The organism is Algoriphagus taiwanensis (assembly GCF_036245645.1).
GTDB lineage: Bacteria > Bacteroidota > Bacteroidia > Cytophagales > Cyclobacteriaceae > Algoriphagus > Algoriphagus taiwanensis.
The window spans coordinates 376,100-396,779 of sequence record NZ_BTPE01000004.1 but is presented as its reverse complement, the minus strand read 5'-3'; the positions used below and the strand labels follow the sequence as shown (position 1 = coordinate 396,779).

Below are 20,680 nucleotides of genomic sequence, written 5' to 3'. Positions count from 1 at the left end.
ACCCGTTCCTTCCGAACAGGACTGCAAAGGTACGGGATCTTTTTTATTCGGCAAGAAGAAAATTGAATATTTTTTTCTTTCCTCTCCTTTTGAACTCCCCGTCTTTTCAAACTTCCCCCGACTTCCTCCTACATCCCCGGCGCCTTTCGCGTCGTTTGGGAGTGCAAATATCTCCCTTTTTTATTCCATAGCAAGGGCTAAATCAGAAAAAACTTTGCAAATTCTATAATACACTGAAAATGAAGTGTAAAATTTTCTTTCTTATTGCCGATGATTTTCAACCTAAAACACCTACATACGCAAGCATTTATCATCAAAAACCAAATAAAATTTTAAAAATGAAGAAAATATCAGTATCTAAATGATGGTAATGGGGCAAAGTACCTCTTCCTAGGGTCCTTAGACGAAAAAACATAGCGAACTGATATTTCATGAGCCCCACCAGAAGCATTTAATCCCAACTTAGAAATGGGAAAATCATAACTGTATCCAAGTTCCAACCCCGAATCGAAGCTAATTCCAATTAAACTGACCACAGACTCATTATTCGGAAGCTCATATTTGGTAGGTAAGCCTCGATACCAAACACCCAAAACAAGAGGCTCGAAGAAAAACTCAGCCCCAATATCCAATTGAGAGAATTGTCCTTGATGCTTATAATTGAACCCAATTGCCACAGAGCGCTCCTGGTCTACATTATTAAAATAGTCATTGATATCTCCAGGAGCTAAATTGAATCTATAGCCTCCATGCAAACTGTATTTGATTGGCAGCTGATTGGAGTTATCAACCAGATAGCTTATTTCAGGTTGAAGTAAATGGGCGGCTGCTACACCAAACCAGGCCTTTTCCCCATAATACATCAATCCTGCATGTGCGTCTGCAGACCTGATTTGACTGTCTCCTTCGAAAGCTTCTCCAGGTTGACCCAATATCACTCCCCGATCGATATCCAATTGAGTACCCAAAATCACCCGATCAAATAAAGCATCCCGGGAAACAAAACTTGCCTGAATCCCGGCTTGAATAAAATCCTTTTCTGAAAGCTGTAGACGATAGGAGTAGGCCAGCCCGATTTCAAATAGCTGAGTTTGGGTAAAAGACTCACTGGAACCTTGAATGATCAATCCAATTCCTGAATTGATTTGATCAAAATACTGATCATAATAAGCAGTGTAGGCGAGAAAGGTCTGATCCAACGAGGGCCATTGATTTCGGAAGTTTACACCTACCCTACTCATTCCTGTGCTCCCTACGCTCGCAGGATTAAGATAAATGGGATTGGCATAATACTGACTATACTGAATATCCTGCGCCCTTGCCCCGGCAATCAGAAAAAAGGAGACGGATAAAACAAAAGCGAGCCTTTTCATCTGATTAACCTGAATTTCCCACTTTCACTCACTTTTTCTCCATCAGTTGCTACTCCTGAAAACCTATATACATACACGCCTGCATCCAATAGCTTTCCTTCCAGAGTTCCATCCCATCCTTCTGTATTGAGGTCCGAAGTACTGAATATCAATTCTCCCCAAATATTAAATACCATAAGTTCTATTGAGGCCAATCCTTTCCATTTGGGCAAAAAGGTCTGGTTTTGGCCTTCATTTGGAGTGAATCCAGTGGGAATCATCACACGAAAGCTTCGGGTAATCTCCACTGTCTTGGTCACACTTTGCAAACAGCCCCATTGATCAGCAATCGTCAATGTAACCGCAAAAGCGCCTTTTTTGCCAAAAACATGAATTGGATTCTGATCTGACGATGAATCCCCATCTCCAAAATCCCAAGTCCATTCTACAGCTCGTGGATCAGATAAGTCCGTGAAGGCGATTGGATCATCTGGAAAAATCCCACCAGTAGCTTCGTCCTTGATATCCGTTCCTTCAACCACAAAATCAAAGTCCGCGCTCAATTCTTGGTCCTGAATGAACACCTCCAGTGGGACTGGATCAGAATAGCAATCCAAATTCTTGGTTTTGACCTGAAGACCATAAATGCCTGATTGGTTTACCTCACTCATTTCCTCATTCAAAAAGCTCAGATTCTCCGAAGAAAGAAGATAATCATAACGCTCTGAATCAAATCCGGGAATAAACGAAGTCACATCCACTGACTGACCGGGCTCGCAACCTACCAAAGGCTCCGGAAAAGAAAGCTCCGGCAATTCAGGAAATGAAACCACAAGCTTCTTAGAAAAGGCAGGGCAGCCTTTAAGATTAAATCCCATTACTTCATATTCCCCTTCTTCATTGGCTATATAGCTATCGGATACCTGCCCTACCAGCTCCTTCCCATCTTTCAACCATTGATAGCCTACATACTCCTCTTCTCCTTTTCCCTGGAGCAGGATACTCTCCCCCGGACATAATTCCACGCTGTCTTCAGAATCGGCACTTCCATCTACAAAAATTCCAATCGGTTCGGGCGACTCGAAAATATCCAAGGTAATGGAATTCCCATCCGAGGTCTTGCCGAAATTATCCGTAATGGTATAGTAGACCTGTACTTTTTGGCCAATAAACTCCTCATTTGGTGTGAATGTGAATCCCCCAGCATTGTCGCTTGCCCGAAACACTCCCTCAGGAAGCACCAAAAACCGATTTTGCTCCAAGCATCTCGCCTGAGTACAGATGTCACCTTCATTCTTGGTAATATCTTCTTTGGTTCGGAAAAATTGCAAGCAGCGAATGGTACTGTTTTCATTGGGAAGGGTAACGTCCTCATCTTCAATAAAAAACTGGTTTTCCCGACCTGCACAGGAAGTGAAATCAAGAATATCCACCCCATCCGGATTTTCCAATGCATCTTCATTGGACACCTCCACGATCAGATTTCTGATTTCATGAAAATTGGAAAAGCCACCTGTAGAACCGGTAAATCCGATTTTTAAATTCTTGGGTGCGGGAAAATAATAAGGCCTGTCAAATACGGTCACCATTCTAGGTTGATTGACCTGAGTAGTCACCATCATTCTCAAAGTCAAAAAATAGCCTGGTCCTGCATCATTGGGCTGAAGTTCTAAAAACACTTTCCGGTAACCAATCTGATTAGGATCTGTGACTCGACTAGTTCCTGCGCCACCTGAACTAATGGGAAATTGAGCTCCCGGATTGAATCCATCTGTCCCCGTCTCCATGGTCCTCCTTCCTACCACGAAAGGATATCCGGTTGTGCCATTTCCAGGACCTCTGAGCACGATAGCATCAGGTGCTCTAGAGTCTGGAGGAACGGACGAGAAGCCTCCATTTTTGCCCTCATTGGCCACTCCAAAATTCCCAAATTCATCAAATCCGACTCCCAAATAGGCATTTGACAATCCCAATTCTCCATTTCGCTGGGCATAACCTAAAGATCCTCCAAATCCTCCGGGACTAAAATTTGGTGAATCTCCATCGAATAGAAACATAGTCAATCCATCAGCCAAAAACTGACCCACCCCTCCGTAGCTGAAGTATTCAAACTCCACTTTGAGTCCATATGAGGAGGGAAAAGGGACATTGATATATACATACCCTCTTTGATTGAGCTGATTGGAAGTCAGACGAAGGACTCCTTCCGTAAGCCGGGCATCTCCGCCAAAAATAGTTTCACTCAGCGTATTCGGAGTTTGAAAGGTTTCGCAATAAGGAAAACCTATCTGTCCGGAAGCTGAAGACATCAGCATCAGCCAAAAAATCACAAACCCGACCAGATTTTTCCTCTTCACTTTTCTAGAAACTAATTCACCTGAAATAACTTACTTATTGCCTATAAAACAAAAGCTCCTGGAGATAATCCAAGAGCTTTACTGTAACCGGTAAAATTTTACCTGAGGATGGTCTGGGTTCGATCAGGTCCTACAGAGACCAATTTGATCGGAACTTGGAGTTCTTCTTCCAAAAAGGTCACATAATCTTTCAATTCATCAGGAAACTGATCATAGGAACTGACATTTTTTAATGAACAATTCCATCCTTTCATTTTTCTGTAGACTGGCTTGACATCCAATTCGGCAATTTCAAAGCTAAGTCGGTCAATTTTTTCCTCACTTGGCAATTCATAATGTGTGCAGACCAAGATTTCTTCGAAAATATTCAAGACATCAGCCTTCATCATAAAGAGTTGAGTCACCCCATTAATCATGATGGAGTATTTTAGGGCAGGCAAATCCAACCATCCGCATCTTCGAGGTCGTCCGGTAGTACTTCCAAACTCATTTCCTTCTTTTCTCATCGCCTCTCCTGTCTCGTCGAAGAGTTCGGTTGGGAAAGGACCGCTTCCAACCCGGGTGCAATAGGCCTTGAAAATTCCGAAGACCTCACCGATTCGAGAAGGAGCCACACCGAGGCCTGTGCAGGCACCGGCAGTCATGGTATTGGAACTGGTAACAAAGGGATAACTTCCAAAGTCAATATCCAAAAGTGAACCCTGAGCACCTTCTGCAAGGATCTTCTTCTTTTCTGCCAAAGCCTCATTGACTACATATTCACTGTCGATTAGATTGAGGGATTTGATGAATTCTACAGCCTCAAAAAACTGTCTTTCCATCTCCGGGAGTTGATCCAAAGAGAAATCATAAAAGAAAAGCGTAGTCTTATGCTTTGCCAATAGCGTTTCATATTTCTCTTTGAAATCAGGGCTAAGGATATCTCCAATTCTCAAAGCAGACCTTCCGATCTTGTCCTGATAAGTAGGTCCGATTCCTTTGAGCGTAGAACCGATTTTTTTATCTCCTTTAGATTGCTCGTAAGCGGCATCCAGAAGTTTATGAGTAGGAATGATGATGGTAGCCTTTTTGGAGACAACCAGGTTCTTTTTGTAATCAATGGAAAATTTACCCAATCCTTCGATCTCCTTTTTGAGGATAATGGGATCCAAAACCACCCCGTTGCCGATGATGTTGAGGATTTGGGAGCGGAAAATCCCGGAAGGAATCTGATGAAGGACATGCTTGATGCCGTCAAATTCCAAAGTATGGCCCGCATTGGGACCGCCTTGGAATCGAGCAACCACCTCATACTGAGGAGCAAGAACGTCCACAATTTTACCTTTTCCTTCATCTCCCCACTGGAGACCCAGCAATACATCCATCTTCATCTGATGTGCTTTTTAGCCTGTTGATTGATTTTTTAAAAGGCGAAATTTGCGATAAGGGCAAAGAAAACCAAGGGAAAAAGGACAATTATTTGGAACGGAGAATATCAAGGTAGTAGAAATACATCACATCCTCGTCGGGTTGGTCTTTGGCGATCAAGGCGAGTCCGTGTTTGGTGAAAGCATAATTCCTTTTAATATCTTGATTGATCGAGGAAAGGTTCTTCTCAACCAATTTATTAAAGCCTTTGTCAAAAATCTCAATAAAAATATCCGCATCCTGCTGAGAATTTTCTTGTTTTGGGCCCACCACCAGTCTAAAATAGACCTCCTCCTTCTCCAAATATCCAAAAGGGCCAAACGTCACCTGGTTTTGCCAAGCAGAACTCAAATCTATAGCTTCCCTGATTTCCAATTCTTCCGAGGGGAAATCAGAAATTACTCTTTCCAAAGGAAAAAGTCCGGATTCATAGGAAAAATCACGCTGTGACTGATCTTGTAACTCAAAAACAATAAAATCACAAAAACCTGGGAAGGAAAGAATTAACTTTTGGTTGATCAAAGAAAGAGAAGGCGCATCCATCCCTGAAATCGACCCTCTTTTAATTCTAAACTTAGGACTATAATTTTTTAATTTTATAGTGTCCAACTTAATAGGAATCTTCTCGAAGAGATCATTTTGAAAATCAAATTTCCAAATCATTTGGTCCATTTGGATTTCATCAGAAATAAAAAATATTGCCTTGTCATCCTCAGAATCAAATGAAGTAAATCTATTTTCAAAAATTGAGGAAGACCGAATAGACATAAAAACATTGTCTTTAAACTCCGGATAATTTTTGATAAGCTTCTTTTTCACTTGTCCTGTCTCAAGACTTTTGAAAAAAAACTCATTTACTGTGAACAAAACAATTGTGTCCTTCCAGACAAAAAAAGAACCGATTTTACCAACTCCTGAAGGCCCTTCTACCTCCATGGGCTCACCGGTTTTGGAATAAGCGGAATCTTTCTCAAAAAAGATAGAGTCCAAAGAATGGTTCATGTAATTATAAATCAACCCTTTTTCCCAAGTATCATCTAGGTGAAATGGGGCATAGGTGGAATTGTAAAGTCCGTCCCAACCTATCAGAAATTCCTTCCTCTCGGAAAACTCCAAAAAAATATCCTGTTCGGAATCTATTTTTTTATCCGAACAGGACCACAAAAGGATTACTCCCAAAAGGGAATTAATGCTTTGCCTTAAAATCTTCCACCGAATCATAGACGGTGAAAATATTATTTAGTTTTGTGATAATCAACAGCTTTTTTACGTGCTCTGAAGGTGAGGTCAGGTAAACTTCCCCACCGGCATTTCTCATCTTGGTAAGCATGGTGATCAAGAGTCCAATCCCGCTGGAGCTGATGTATCGGACTTCACTCAGATCAATGACAAAGATTTTTGCTCCATCCTCGATGGCGTCTGAGACTACCTCTACCAATTTGGGTCCCACCTCATCTCCAATGAGATCCCCTTGGATGATCAGATAGTTGGCTTTTTCGTCTTTTTGGGTTTGATAGGTCAGTTTCATCAATTACCTGTTTTGTTTTGGCAGTTTTCTTTGGTGCAGCTTCCGTAGAGGATCAGGGAATGGTGCATCACCTGAAAGTTCAGAATCTCTCCTACGGTATTTTGGATGTTTTGGATGCGGGGATCACAAAATTCAAGCACCTGATTGCAATCCACGCAAATCAGGTGGTCATGTTGCTTGTAGCCGTAAGATTTTTCAAACTGCGCGATATTTTTCCCGAATTGATGCTTGGTCACGAGGTCACATTCCACAAGAAGGTCCAGGGTATTGTAGACCGTTGCTCTACTCACCCGGTAGTTTTTGTTTTTCATGCTGATGTAAAGCCCCTCTACATCAAAATGTCCCGATCGGGTGTAGATTTCCTCCAAAATAGCATATCGCTCAGGAGTTTTTCGGAGTTTTTGGTTTTCCAGGTAAGCAGTGAATATTTTTTTTACCTCTTCAAAATGGGTAGTTGTCGTAGGCATTTTGTCCTATTTTTTCCAAATATAACTTATGTCTCTCAGAAAAGATTCAACCGCTAATCAAAGCGTGTCACCTTGATGACTCCATCAACTTCCTGGAGATTTTTAATCAAATGGTCCAAGTGCTCGGTACTATGCACATACAATTTGATCGTCCCTTCAAAAATCCCCGCATCTGAATCCACCGTGATGGAGCGCATATTTACTTTGAGTTCATTGGAAATAACCTTGGTGACGTCATTGATGAGCCCCACACGATCTGTACCGAGAATCCTGAGTCCGGCTAAGAATGCAATTTCCTTTTGGCTGGTCCAACGGGCTTTGATCACCCGATTGCCGTGATTGGAGAGCAGTTCCAAAGCATTGGGACAGGAAGTTCGGTGGATTTTGATCCCTTCGTTTACCGTTACAAAACCAAATACATCATCACCCGGGATCGGGTTACAGCATTTGGCCAAAATGTAATCCACCACATCCATATCCTCTCCGATCAGCAATTGATCGTGATCGGGACCTTTCAGGCTCTTTATTTCTTTAGTAAAAGATGACTCATCTTTGACTTTTCCTGTGACCTTAGTTTTGGATGCTTGAGCCTCTTTAAAATCCTTGAATGATTTAATGGTCGTCGGATCAATAATACCTTTCCCTACTCTGTAATAAAATTCATTGGCTGTCTTCAATTCGTAAAACGCCCGCAGCTGCTCTACAATTTCAGAATTGAACTCCATTTTCATGGCTTTGAGCTTTCGTTGTACGATCTCTTTTCCGTCCAGAATGGAAGACCTTTTTTCTTCGCGAAGGGCATCTTTGATTTTGGCCTTGGCTCGGGAGGTAACCACATTGTTGAGCCAGTCTTCGGTCGGCTTTTGCTTATTGGATGTCAAAATCTCAACCTGATCCCCGTTTTTCAATTTGTGATTGATGGAAACCAGTTTCTGATTGACTTTGGCACCAATGCACTTTGCTCCTACCTCGGTATGAATCTCAAAGGCAAAATCCAAGGCTGTAGCTCCATGGGGAAGCACTTTCAGGTCTCCTTTGGGGGTAAAAACAAAGACCTCATCATGGAAAAGATTCCCGCGGAAATCCTCCATAAACTCGATGGCATTGCCATCATTGGACTCGAGCATACTCCTCACTTGATTGATCCAATCGTCGAGTCCCGACCCAGTTTTGCCTGAGGAATCTTTTTCCTTGTATTTCCAGTGTGCCGCATAGCCCCGCTCGGCAATTTCATCCATCCTTGTGGTCCGGATTTGGACTTCTACCCACTGACCGGTATTGCTCATGACCGTGGTATGAAGCGACTCGTAGCCATTGGATCGAGGCGTACTGATCCAGTCTCTCAAGCGATCAGGATTGGGCCGATAGAAGTCCGTCACAATGGAATACACCTGCCAACAATCCGCCTTTTCGTTTTCCAAGTCACTGTCCAGAATAATTCGGATTGCAAAAAGGTCATAGACTTCCTCGAAAGGAATCCCCTGCTTTTTCATTTTATTGAAAATAGAGTAAACCGATTTGGGTCTTCCTTTGATCGTAAAGTGAAATCCCTGTTTGGTCAGTTCTTCCTCAATGGGCTGAATGAATTGCCTGATAAACTTATTGCGATAGGACCGGGATTCGTTGATCTTTTTGACGATATCCTTGTAAGTGGAAGCGTCAGTGTATTTGAGATAAAGGTCTTCGAGTTCGGATTTGATCGCATAGAGACCCAAGCGATGGGCCAAAGGCGCATAGAGGTACATCGTCTCAGAAGCGATCTTGAGTTGCTTATGCCGAGGCATACTGGCCAGCGTCCGCATATTATTGAGACGGTCTGCCAACTTAATCAGAATAACGCGAACATCGTCTGAGAGCGTTAGGAGCATTTTCCGGAAGTTTTCCGCTTGCTGGGAACTCCCGTATTCAAAGACCCCGGATATTTTGGTTAGACCATCGATGATAGTCATAACCTTATGGCCAAACTCCCGCTCGATATCCTCCAGCTCCATATCTGTATCCTCGACCACGTCATGCAGAAGAGCGGCAATGATCGAAGTAGTCCCCAATCCGATCTCTTCCACACAGACCAAGGCTACCTCCAGAGGATGATAGATATATGGCTCACCGGACTTTCTGCGCATGTCCTTGTGCGCTTCCAGGCTGATATTGAAGGCTTTTTTGATCAGTTTGGTGTCTCCCGGTTTGAGAATGGGCTTCGCCTGACGGAGGATCTTCCTATATCTTTTGAGTATTTCTTTTCTTTCTACTTCGGTATCCGTCTGGATCATGGGTAAGGATTTGATATGAAATTATGGGGTGACTTTGAATTGATCTACTTTTTTTCAAATATTTTTTTGAACTCTTGCCAAAAATCAGATTATGTGCTTACATTTGCATCCACAATTGGAAAACGAGGTCATTTGATCAAATAATCTCAGTCTGATTGAATCCAATGCGGATGTGGCGAAATTGGTAGACGCACTAGACTTAGGATCTAGCGCCGCGAGGCATGGGGGTTCGAGTCCCTCCATCCGCACAGCACAAGCCCTCAATCACTCCACTGTTTTGATCGGACAGGAAAGCGATTGGGGGTTTTTAATTCATCATCTGTTTAATTCAATACACCTTGGAAATTACATTAGACAAGCATTCAGCAAATCAAGCTTCTATTAAAATTACACTGAACGAAGCAGATTATCAACCAAAGGTTGATGCCAAACTAAAGGATTATACCAAAAAAGCTTCTATTAGAGGCTTCAGACCTGGGAAAGCACCTATTTCCATGGTAAAAAACATGTATGGTGTATCGCTGATGGTCGATGAAATCAACAACATCCTAGGTGAATCTCTCAACAATTACCTTAAAGAGCAGTCTTTCAGAATTCTTGGCGAACCTCTACCCGTTGAAAAAGCGGATGATTCTATCGATTGGAAAACCCAGAAGGAATTTGAGTTTGAGTACAAAATTGGCTTTGTAGAAGGGGTTAACCTTTCTTTGGATAAAAAAACAAAAGCTACAAAGTTCGAAATCAAGGTTGACGACAAATTGGTCAATGAAACCATCGATAACCTAAAGTCTCAATACGGAGAAAGCACCAATCCGGAAACCTCCGAGGCTGGAGATTCTATCTATGGAGACCTTAAGTCTGTAGAAGGTGACTTCACCAAGTCTTTATCCCTTCCTACTTCCAAAATTTCCAAAAAGCTTGCCGGTAAATTCATCGGTATTGGAAAAGATGCGGAAGTATCTTTTGATGCCAAAGAGGTCAAGAAAGACGAATGGACTGAAGCTTTTGGCTTGACAGAAGAAGAATTAGAGCAGGCAAAAGGTGGATTTACTTTTACTATAAAGAACATCAACAGAACTCAGACTGCTGAACTCAATCAGGAGTTTTTCGATAAAATCTTCGGTCCAGATCAAGTAAAGTCTGAAGAAGAATTTACCACTAAAGTCAAAGAAACCCTACAGGGCAGCTATGACAAAGAATCCAAAGTATTCACTGAGGAGGAGCTTAAGAAAGTATTGGTTGAGAAAGCCAAGATTGAGCTTCCTGATGCTTTCTTGAAAGAGTGGCTTTTGAAAGCTAATGAAGGCAAGATAACCGAAGCCGACGTAGAGAAAGAGTACCCAATCTATGCCCAGCAATTGACTTGGTCTTTGATTTCCAACCAAATCGCCAAAGACAATGGAATCCAGGCAGAGCATGAGGATGTCATTGAGAAGACCAAAGAAATGATCCGCGAGCAATTTGCTTCTTCTGGATTAGGAAGTCAATTGGAAGCTAGCATGGATATGTTTGTAGACAATTACTTGAAAGGGAATGAAGGTCAAAACTACATGAACATGCTCACTTCAGTCCAAAATGATAAGGTTCTGGCATTTGTGCAGGAGCAAATTGACATGAAAGAAAAGTCAATTTCGATTGACGAATTCAAGGAACTTTTGGAGAAGTAATTCGATTAAGAGAGTTATATTGAAAAGTCCTTTTTTAAAGGACTTTTTTATTTTTGTCTACTACAACAAACTCAAAAATGATTAGCAAAGAAGAATTCAGAAAGTACGCCATTCACAATCAGGGCGTAAGCGGGACGGCATTTGATCAATATACCACCCATATCGAGAACATGACACGGTCAGTCATTGAGGAGAGACCACAGAATTTCAGAGAAATTGATGTGTTTTCCCGACTGATTATGGACCGGATTATTTTCTTGGGAACCGGAGTTGACGACCATATTGCCAATATAATCGTTGCGCAATTGCTTTTCCTCGAATCTGTAGACTCCAAAAAAGACGTGTTATTGTATATCAATAGCCCAGGAGGTTCTGTGACTGCAGGGTTGGGTATTTATGATACTATGCAGTACATCGGGCCGGATGTAGCGACCATCTGTACAGGAATTGCAGCCTCTATGGGAGCTGTATTGTTGGCAGGGGGTGCCAAAGACAAGCGATCTGCACTGCAACATTCCCGGGTGATGATTCATCAGCCTTCTGGAGGTATGCAGGGGCAGTCCAAGGACATGGAAATTTCCCTGAAGCTGATTTTGGCGATGAGGCAGGAATTGTACCAAATTCTGGCTAATCATACTGGAAAAACCTTTGAAGAAATCGAAAGAGACTCAGACCGTGATTATTGGCTCAGAGCCCCTGAGGCAAAAGAATACGGATTGATTGATGAAGTTCTCGTAAAAAAATCTAGATAATGGCTCAAGTTACCTGCTCCTTTTGCGGTAGAAATAAAAAAGACGTAGACCTGATGGTATCGGGAATCTCTGCCCATATCTGTAATTTCTGCATCGATCAGGCACATCTGATCTTGGGAGAAGAAGAAAAAACCAAGAAATCAGGTGCCAAACCCAAGTTTAAGCTGAAAAAACCCAAGGAATTGACAGCTTATCTGGATCAGTACGTGATCGGTCAAGAGGATGCAAAAAAAGTACTCACTGTAGCCGTTTATAATCACTACAAAAGACTTCAGCAGAAGGAAGACCCTGATGAAATCAAGATTGAAAAATCCAACATCATCATGGTCGGAGATACAGGAACTGGAAAAACTTATTTGGCAAAAACTTTGGCCAAAATCCTTGAAGTTCCCTTTTGTATTGCCGATGCGACTGTGCTTACCGAAGCAGGGTATGTAGGCGAAGATGTCGAAAGCATTCTTACCCGCCTGCTTCAAGCGGCCGATTACAATGTAGAAGCAGCTGAGCGTGGTATTGTCTACATCGATGAAATTGATAAAATAGCCCGGAAATCTGACAACCCCTCGATCACCCGAGATGTAAGTGGAGAAGGAGTTCAGCAAGCCATGCTTAAGTTATTGGAAGGCACCGTAGTCAATGTTCCACCACAAGGAGGAAGAAAACACCCAGATCAAAAGATGATTGCTGTCAATACAGAAAACATCCTTTTTATCTGCGGTGGTGCGTTTGACGGGATTGCCAGACATATCGGTAAGCGACTGAATACGCAGCCTATGGGCTTCAGCAAAAGTTCTGGAAATGTGGTGGCAGATCGTGAAAACCTGCTTCAATACGTTACCGCCCAGGATTTGAAAGCATTTGGATTGATTCCGGAATTGATCGGCAGACTTCCGGTTTTGACGCATTTGGACCCACTTCACAAAGATGCACTGAAGCGAATTCTGACAGAACCCAAAAATGCGCTGGTCAAGCAGTATGCTAAGCTAATGGCCATGGAAGGGGTGAATCTTAAGTTTAAAGAGGATGGATTGGATTTCATCGTGGACAAAGCAGTGGAGTACAATCTTGGTGCAAGAGGTCTTCGGTCCATTTGCGAAGCAATCATCACCGATGCCATGTACGAACTGCCTTCTGATGATACAGTCAAGGAACTGATTATCAATGCAGAATACGCAAAATCACAATTTGATAAATCAAAATTCAAGCGACTTCAAGTAGCTTGAATCAAAAACCCCGGCGAGTGTCGGGGTTTATTTTTTTCTATTTACCAAAAAAAATAAGCAAAAGCACCACGAAAAAAGCCAAGCCCACCTTGCTCATCAATCCAGCTGATTTTGCTCAAAGGCATCAATGGCCGATCTCAATTTTTGAATCTAAGGATCAAATCAGCGGCGTTCTCAGAGGCACTGCTCTCTCCTATTTTTTCCCTTATCAAATCATAGCCTTGGAGCATTTCCCCTTTATACACCACATTGGAAAAAATCTGCTGAAGTTCTCCCTTTAGGTTCTCTGTTGAAAAATCATCCTGAATCAATTCCCTTACCACTTCTCTGTTTGCAATTAAGTTAGGCAAAGAGATAAACGGAACCCGAATTAGCCTTTTGGCGATTGCATAGGTGATAGCAGAAGTTCGGTAAACCACAATCTGGGGAACTCTAAATAGGGCTGTTTCCAGAGTAGCGGTACCAGAAGTCACTACGGCTGCAGTGGCATGGGAAAGCAAATCATAAGTCTGATTAAATACAATCTTTATTCCTGCTTTTCTGGCGGGTTCATAAACCTGCTCAGGTAGGCTATCCACTCCCGCAATGACAAATTGAGCATTTGGAAACTCCTTAACTAGAGTGATCATTTTGTCCAACATTGCATGAATCTCCTGCTTTCGGCTACCAGGCAGCAAACCAATGATGGGTTGGTAGTTCAGTTCATTTTTTTGAAAAAAGAAATCGTGCGATTTAAACTTTCTGATTTCATCTAAAAGTGGGTTACCGACATAATGAACTTTCATTCCGAATTCTTGAAAAAATTCAGGCTCGAAAGGCAAAATAGAATAAATCTGATCTGTAATCTCCTTTAACTTCAAGGCTCTTTTTTGATTCCAAGCCCAGACTTTGGGAGGAATATAGTAATGCACCGTTATACCATTTTCCTTGGCAAAGGCGGCAATTTTCATATTAAACCCACCATAATCAACCAAAATCAAAGCATCGGGCTTAAAGGCAATGATATCCTTTTTGACCAAATTGAGGTATTTGAGCACTTTCCGAAAACCCAAAACCACCTCCAAAAAACCCATCAGCGCCACTTCAGAATAATCCACAGCCAAGTCTACACCCGCTTCTTTGGAATAGGATCCGCCCATTCCTCTAAATGACAGGGATGAATCCTTTGCTTTTAGGGCAAAAACGAGATTGGAAGCGTGTAAATCACCCGAACGCTCTCCTGATATCAGGTATATCCTTTTCAAAAGGTTTGATTTAGGTTAGAAAAATAAAAGTAGGTTTTTAGGCCTACTTTTCCACAGCTTTATTTCCTGGAAAGGATCAAATGCCCTCTCCAAAATATTCAACAAAATTCCTTGGAGTCTCATAAAGAGTCAGCTTGTACAATCCACCGTTTGGAGTGATTTCTTTTACAGCGGGCTCCAGAATCTTCCAAAATTCCATAACCAAAATCTCACAGGAAGCCATTTTACCCAGCATAAAATCCACGTCCATATTCAGATTTTTATGGTCCACTTTATCAATAACCAGTTTTCTGATTAGCGTGCTCAACTGCTTCAAGTCCACCACAAAGCCTGTCTCAGGATCAGGAAGCCCTTTGACAGTCACTATCAATTCAAAATTGTGCCCATGCCAGTTGACATTGGCACAGGGCCCGAAAACTTCAAAGTTCTTTTCGTCAGACCAGTTGGGATTCCAAAGTTTATGGGCAGCATTAAAGTGCTCTTTGCGGCAAACGTAAATCATCACATATCCAATAAGTCTGCAAAGCTAAAAAAAAAGTCCCTCAAGGAAAACTGAGGGACCAAACTGTCATCATTGATTTAAAGCCCGTATCAAAAGTCGAACATCATTAGTTTCCTTTAGATTAAGCTTGAGCGATTTTTCAAAAACTGGAATTTTCTCAGCATCCTCTCCGAAGATTTTCTGCAAGTCCTTTGATTTATTCTTAAAAAGGAAAATCTCTCCATCTTTAACTACAAAGAGGTCTTCCAAAGTTTGAAACACCTTCGCAGCTTGGGTTCCATAGGTAGCCCCAGGATCGTCGACCATGATTTTGTAATCATGACTATAAAGAGAATATTTCCCCTTTTCCAAGACACGAATAAATCGTTTTTTTGATTGTGTAGGAATCACAAATTCGGAGGTGTATTCCGCAAGCTCCCCTTTGCTATTCACATAGGAAAATCCAGCCAGCTTATCCGCACTATAAGCAAACAAGGATCCATTCATTTTGTATTCAATGGTGTTTTCAAACCCATTCAATGCAATTTGGAGTCCTTCAATTATTTGACCATTAGGAAGAGTAAGCGTACCAGAACGGAAATCATCAATGTACTGGCTCCCTTTCACTTCATTATAGGGATTTGACATAATAGGACTCCCCGTACCATTATCCCTTAAAACGGACAATTGGGCAAAAGAAACCCCATTAATTCCCAAAAAAAGGAGAAGACAAATTAATTTGATCGTTTTCATAATAGTTGGAAAAAAAAGACCGGGAATTCCGGTCTTTTTGGTTTTAAATTATATCAAGCTCCTTCTTCCGCAGGAGGATTAGGTCTTGTTATTCTCAATTGAACTTGATTGTAGTTTTCGCTGGAGCTAATGTTCGCATTACCATCCAACTGCAACAACAAGTCTACTGAACCACCGATAGCTCCGGTGTTTGGAATAGTTACAGTCAAAGTTCCAGTACTGGAATTTGCAGGGATTACCAATGTACCAGAGGTGGTAAAGTCGGTACCTGACACTGCCGTAGTTCCTTCTGCAACTACACTGTAGTTGATGGTCTCATCAGCAGATCTTTGAGCAGCAACTAAATTAACCTGGAGACTGACAGCTCCCACAGTATTAGCTACAGTTATTCTTGGATACTTTTGACCTGCAACAGGATTTCTGTTTACTGCATCATCAAATTCTACCAAGGCGCCTTCCCAAAGTGGGTAGTTTTGTTCAATACAAGAAGAGAAAACAAGAACTAAGGCTAGAGTTAATAAAGAAAATATCTTTTTCATGATTTCTGATTTTAGTAGCCTCTGTTTTGATTAAGATTTGGATTACCGTCTACTTCTCTTTGAGGGATTGGAGGCAAAATTCTGAAGTCGTCAAAGTCCACTCTCACATTAGGTGTGGTCTTCACAATTGATCTTCCATAACGCTTCAAGTCGAAAAATCTCTGACCCTCGAAGGCAAATTCCTTGAAACGCTCCAACAGAATTTCTTCTAAAAGCGCTTCACCAGCCAAATCAACTTCTTCGATACCTCTAAGGCCTTTGAATGCATTCAATTCGGCAAGAGCAGCTCCCTCATTTCCTAAATGGTAATTTGCCTCAGCACGGTTCAAGTGCATTTCAGACTTTCTTACCACAGGCACATTATCCCCATAGGCAAAACCGCTTTTGGACATAAATTTAGTACACTCAATTTGACGGCCAGCACCTCTTACAGTATTACCGGTAGTGTAAAGACCAGCTCTGATATCATTGTTTCGGGTAACATCCCAGTTGTTGTTATCAGAAGCAGGAGAGCCAATTTGAAGTTGAGAAAGACCAAAGAAGTCTCTTACTGTTGCGTTTGGAATGAAATCACCCCATCCGCCTTGCTGATTTTTGTTATCCAAATTCAACAATGCTGTGTAAGTTGACTGCAAGGATTCATTAACTCCGATGGACTCTTCAGCTAATGCAAATCTAACCTCAAACATAGACTCTGGATTTACAGGAGCTCTCCAACCGCTAACATAAGCTTCACCTGAGAGAACTACCCCAACACTGCTATCAAGAGCCAAAGTAGATTCAGAAACAGCCTTGGCCCAATCGCCTCTGTAAAGAGCTACTCTTGACAAAAGGGCAGATGCTGCAGCACTGGAACCGTATTGAACACCTCTTGAAGTCAATAAACGCTTAGCATCCTCCAAATCAGTATAAATCTGGTCGTAAACTGCATTTACTGAAGATCTAGCTGTCTGTCTGCTAAATGCAGCTTCAGAAGTGATGATGCCTTCAGTTTCCAATGGAATTCCACCCTCATCAATTACACCTGGCTGATATACAGCTGTAGGGATATAAGAGTAAACTTTTACCAAATCGAAGTAATAGAGGGCTCTTAGGAACTTAGCTTCTCCCTCCCATCTTGCCAACTGAGCTTCAGAAGCACCTTGTACATCGCCTAATGCATCAATGATCAAATTTGCTTCATTGATTGCAAAGTAGCTGTTTTGCCAAGTAGCAGCAGGAAAATGAACGTTAGGCTGATTGTTGTTTTCGCCAATCAATCGGCCAGAGTTACTTGTCGTTTGTCCTACGTCAGCTAAAGCATCAGCCATAGCGAACAAATTACGTCCATAATTGCTGGTAGCACGAAGCCGAGCATATACGGAATTTAGAGCCGCATCCACTGCATCAGGAGTATTTAAGGCACCATTCGCATCAATGGACTGTCTTGGATCTACCTGCAGAGCACTTTCACATGCCCCAAGCAGAAATGATCCTGCAAGTGCAATAGAGAGAACTGCTTTATTTATAAATTTCATTTTTTTCATCTTTTTGGGTGATTAGAATCCAATTTGAACCCCGACGGTGTAGTTCTTAGTCAAAGGAATTTGTCCTGTACCTGCACCAGTAAATTCAGGATCATATCCAGGATAATCGGTGTACGTCCACAAGTTCAAGCCTTGTACGTAGATTCTCGCTCTGGAAAGACCGATCTTACTAACCAATGTTGGGTTGAAGGAATATCCTACAGTCAACTGGGAAAGTCTGATGAAATCAGCCTTCAACAAGTTAGCTGAACCTGTATTTCTTGAAGCGTTTCTTGGGAAGTTACCGCCATTGGTAGTCAAGTTTCTTGGAATATCAGTGATTTGACCTGGCTCTCTCCAAGATCTTTCATTTACTTCTCTCAATGCATTAAGAGTAAGACGGGTTCCGTTTTCTCTCAAGAAGCTGTACTGACCATCAAAAATTCTTGCACCATATTCATAAACGAAGAAGGCGGTCAATTCAAATCCCTTGTAGGTGAATGTATTATTCAAACCTCCATAAGTAGTTGACAAACTAGAACCAGAATAAATTCTATCTGCAGCTAAAGGTAAGTAAGTGATGTTTCTATTGATGTCATACCACATTGGACGTCCATTGGCAGGGTTTACACCGGCATATTCCTGAGTAAATACAGCACCCTCTCCAAATCTACCTACAGGCTGGCCTACTGCGATACCTGGGTTAGCAGGAAGGAATTCCAAATCATCATACAAGCTGATTACCTGGTTGTCAAGTACACTGAAGTTGAAGCTGGAATTCCAACGGAAACCACCTTGATCAATATTCACTGTAGAGATTTCCAATTCGATACCTTTGTTCTGAAGCTCACCTACGTTGTTGGCGATATCAGAGAAGCCATTGGTCCAAAGAATTGGCTGATCCAACAAAAGATCTTTAGTTCTTCTATCAAACACGTCCAAGGAACCAGTGATTCTGTTTCCGAAGAAACCATAATCCAAACCTAGGTTGAAGGTATTGTTAGTTTCCCAGCCCAAGTTAAGGTTAGCCAATGAACTTGGTCTGATACCTGCATTTCCAGAATAGTTACCTGCTCCGCCATAAAGACCTCTTGCTGCGAAGTTTCCGATCTGGTCATTACCTGTCAAACCATAAGAAGCTCTAAGTTTCAATTCAGAAACCACAGAAGATGATTTCAAGAAATCTTCTTCAACCAAGCTCCATCCTACTCGGATTGATGGGAACAAACCATATCTGTTGTTTTCACCAAATCGAGAAGATCCGTCATATCGAGCAGTTACAGTTGCCAGATACTTCTTTTTGTAATCGTAGTTAACAGAAGCGAAGAAACCCATTCTTCTGTAACCAGTCCAGAATCCAGAAAGAGACTCTGGAGTAGCAGCAGACTGAATAGTTCTGAATTGGAAAGTAGGGAATCCGATACCTGCTCCGTCTAGACCTTCGCGAGTTTCAGAGTTGAATTCGAAACCTAACAAGGCAGAAAGATTATGAACGCCATTGTAAGATTTGTTCCAGTTCAAGGTTTGAGTGGTAATGAAACGGGTTCTCCAATCTTGCTGCTGAGAGCTTCTACCTCTTACACCAGCACCATCTGGAGTTCTTGGATCTCTGTAGCTATCACCCTGAAGTAAGCGATAATCGACACCAAAGAAAGAACGGAAAGATAGGTTGTCAAGGATTTTGTAGTTACCGGCAATGTTACCAACAACCGTGTTAGTTCTCTGAATACCGGAATTGTACTCATTCACCAATACTACGTTTTGTCCCAAGACACCACCAATATTGGTGTTGAAGGTTCCATCTTCGTTGTAGATAGCATTGTGAGGCAAAATAGCGGAGGCAGAGAATGCCGGGCTACCCAAGAAAGAACCAGATACAGCAAATGGAATATTCTGCTGGAAAGTGGAAAGGTTAATGTTGGTTTCCAAATTCAGCTTGCTGTTTGCCTGGTGAGTCAAACTCAATCTTGCAGTACCTCTTTCGAAGTCAACAGGCTGGAAAGAAGATTCCTGATAGTTGTAAGACCCGGAAAGGAAGAATGTAGTCTTTTCGTCACCGCCAGATACAGAAAGCTCATAGTTCTGAAGTCTACCTGGACCCATCACTTCTCTCTGCCAATCGTAGGTTTCAAAAGCTTGACCGATCGCATCCAGTTCCTCAGCTGTTAATTGCTGCCAGTTGGAAGGAAGACGACCCATGTTGCTAAGTGTTCTAGCTTCTGGAATCGTTTGATTGCTGTTGATGTACGCTTCTTTTCTCATGTTGTACCACTCAGCACCACCAAGTACGTCCAAGTACTTCATTGGCTGAGTTTCACCTGCAAAAGCGTTGAACTCAAACTTGGCTTTTCCTTGCTTACCCTTTTTGGTTGTAATGATTACAACACCGTTAGCAGCCTGGGATCCGTAGATAGCAGCAGAAGCCGCGTCTTTCAAGATCTCCATAGACTCGATGTCGTTAGGGTTCAAGAATGCCAATGGGTTAGACTGGGTGAAGGCAGCATTTGACTGGTTGTTCAACTGTACCCCATCCACAATGAATAGAGGTTCGTTACCAGCGTTGATCGAACCTACACCTCGGATTCGGATGTTTACAGCACCACCTGGAAGACCGTTAGATGATCTTACCTGTACACCTGCTGCACGTCCTTGAAGCGCTCGGTCAAAAGACTGCAAAGGCAAGTTTTGAATGGCTTCACCTTTCACTGAAGATACCGCACCGGTAACTTCCCTTTTTGGCTGAGTACCATACCCCGTTACGATGACTTCACTCAAGGCAGTCAAATCAGACTCCATTACCACATCGATAGTAGTTCGGTTCCCGATTGTCACCTCTTGAGTAGTCAGGCCCACAAAAGTGAACACTAATACGTTGCTTCCGGCAGGGACGCTGATTGAGTACTTGCCATCAATGTCTGTGGCAGTACCAATTGTGGTTCCCTTTACCAGAACTGTTGCACCTGGTACACCCATACCGTCTTCGGTAGAGGTTACTGTACCGGTGATCACGCGGCTTTGAGCAAATGCAACTGCACTTACTAAAAACAGCATGAGTCCTAGAAGTAAAACTTTCCTCATATTGGTTAGATTTTGGTTTAATTTAATTCCAATGATATTTGGAATAATTCACATTAC

General features: G+C 42.2%; 16 protein-coding genes and 1 tRNA gene. 4 read left to right on the top strand and 13 right to left on the bottom strand.

Annotated features, from left to right (window positions below; translation table 11 throughout):
* Window positions 1–350: 350 nt before the first annotated feature.
* The 7 genes from AAA938_RS08085 to AAA938_RS08055 form a co-directional block, all read right to left on the bottom strand.
* Window positions 351–1,373, bottom strand: a complete 1,023-nt coding sequence (locus tag AAA938_RS08085) for a PorP/SprF family type IX secretion system membrane protein (RefSeq protein WP_338228130.1) — start codon at window positions 1,371–1,373, stop codon at window positions 351–353.
* Window positions 1,370–3,709 (bottom strand): PKD domain-containing protein, encoded by a 2,340-nt coding sequence (locus tag AAA938_RS08080; RefSeq protein WP_338228129.1) that lies wholly within the window; start codon window positions 3,707–3,709, stop codon window positions 1,370–1,372. Before AAA938_RS08080 ends, AAA938_RS08085 begins: the two co-directional genes overlap by 4 nt.
* Window positions 3,710–3,807: 98 nt before the next feature.
* A complete protein-coding gene (locus AAA938_RS08075; RefSeq protein WP_338228128.1) occupies window positions 3,808–5,079 on the bottom strand; it encodes an adenylosuccinate synthase in 1,272 nt (423 codons plus the stop codon).
* A gap of 85 nt (window positions 5,080–5,164) precedes the next feature.
* Window positions 5,165–6,295, bottom strand: a complete 1,131-nt coding sequence (locus AAA938_RS08070) for a DUF4221 family protein (RefSeq protein ID WP_338228127.1) — start codon at window positions 6,293–6,295, stop codon at window positions 5,165–5,167.
* A gap of 7 nt (window positions 6,296–6,302) precedes the next feature.
* On the bottom strand, window positions 6,303–6,644 hold the full coding sequence (locus AAA938_RS08065; protein WP_338228126.1) for an STAS domain-containing protein: 342 nt from the start codon (window positions 6,642–6,644) through the stop codon (window positions 6,303–6,305).
* A complete protein-coding gene (locus AAA938_RS08060) occupies window positions 6,644–7,111 on the bottom strand; it encodes a Fur family transcriptional regulator (protein WP_338221956.1) in 468 nt (155 codons plus the stop codon). Before AAA938_RS08060 ends, AAA938_RS08065 begins: the two co-directional genes overlap by 1 nt.
* A 53-nt stretch (window positions 7,112–7,164) precedes the next feature.
* Entirely contained in the window at window positions 7,165–9,381 is a 2,217-nt protein-coding gene (locus AAA938_RS08055) for a RelA/SpoT family protein (RefSeq protein WP_338228125.1), read from the bottom strand.
* A gap of 166 nt (window positions 9,382–9,547) precedes the next feature.
* Here AAA938_RS08055 and AAA938_RS08050 point away from each other — a divergent pair.
* The 4 genes from AAA938_RS08050 to clpX all read left to right on the top strand — a co-directional run bounded on the left by AAA938_RS08050 (window position 9,548) and on the right by clpX (window position 13,023).
* Window positions 9,548–9,629, top strand: a tRNA-Leu gene (locus AAA938_RS08050).
* Window positions 9,630–9,719: 90 nt separating this feature from the next.
* On the top strand, window positions 9,720–11,048 hold the full coding sequence (tig, locus tag AAA938_RS08045) for a trigger factor (RefSeq protein ID WP_338228124.1): 1,329 nt from the start codon (window positions 9,720–9,722) through the stop codon (window positions 11,046–11,048).
* A 77-nt stretch (window positions 11,049–11,125) separates the two neighbouring features.
* Window positions 11,126–11,800, top strand: coding sequence for a ClpP family protease (locus AAA938_RS08040; protein ID WP_338221953.1), 675 nt, complete (start codon window positions 11,126–11,128; stop codon window positions 11,798–11,800).
* Window positions 11,800–13,023, top strand: a complete 1,224-nt coding sequence (gene clpX / locus AAA938_RS08035; RefSeq protein ID WP_338228123.1) for an ATP-dependent Clp protease ATP-binding subunit ClpX — start codon at window positions 11,800–11,802, stop codon at window positions 13,021–13,023. Before AAA938_RS08040 ends, clpX begins: the two co-directional genes overlap by 1 nt.
* A 137-nt stretch (window positions 13,024–13,160) precedes the next feature.
* Here clpX and lpxB read toward each other — a convergent pair whose 3' ends face one another.
* The 6 genes from lpxB to AAA938_RS08005 all read right to left on the bottom strand — a co-directional run bounded on the left by lpxB (window position 13,161) and on the right by AAA938_RS08005 (window position 20,623).
* Window positions 13,161–14,267 (bottom strand): lipid-A-disaccharide synthase, encoded by a 1,107-nt coding sequence (gene lpxB, locus AAA938_RS08030; RefSeq protein WP_338228121.1) that lies wholly within the window; start codon window positions 14,265–14,267, stop codon window positions 13,161–13,163.
* Between the two features lie 76 nt (window positions 14,268–14,343).
* On the bottom strand, window positions 14,344–14,769 hold the full coding sequence (locus AAA938_RS08025; protein ID WP_338221950.1) for a 6-pyruvoyl trahydropterin synthase family protein: 426 nt from the start codon (window positions 14,767–14,769) through the stop codon (window positions 14,344–14,346).
* A 69-nt stretch (window positions 14,770–14,838) separates the two neighbouring features.
* A complete protein-coding gene (locus AAA938_RS08020; protein WP_338228120.1) occupies window positions 14,839–15,396 on the bottom strand; it encodes a hypothetical protein in 558 nt (185 codons plus the stop codon).
* A gap of 158 nt (window positions 15,397–15,554) precedes the next feature.
* Complete coding sequence (locus AAA938_RS08015; RefSeq protein ID WP_338228119.1) at window positions 15,555–16,040, bottom strand: DUF4843 domain-containing protein; 486 nt, start codon at window positions 16,038–16,040, stop codon at window positions 15,555–15,557.
* 11 nt (window positions 16,041–16,051) lie between these two features.
* Complete coding sequence (locus tag AAA938_RS08010; protein ID WP_338228117.1) at window positions 16,052–17,557, bottom strand: RagB/SusD family nutrient uptake outer membrane protein; 1,506 nt, start codon at window positions 17,555–17,557, stop codon at window positions 16,052–16,054.
* 21 nt (window positions 17,558–17,578) lie between these two features.
* Window positions 17,579–20,623 (bottom strand): SusC/RagA family TonB-linked outer membrane protein, encoded by a 3,045-nt coding sequence (locus tag AAA938_RS08005; RefSeq protein WP_338228116.1) that lies wholly within the window; start codon window positions 20,621–20,623, stop codon window positions 17,579–17,581.
* Between the last annotated feature and the right edge of the window lie 57 nt (window positions 20,624–20,680).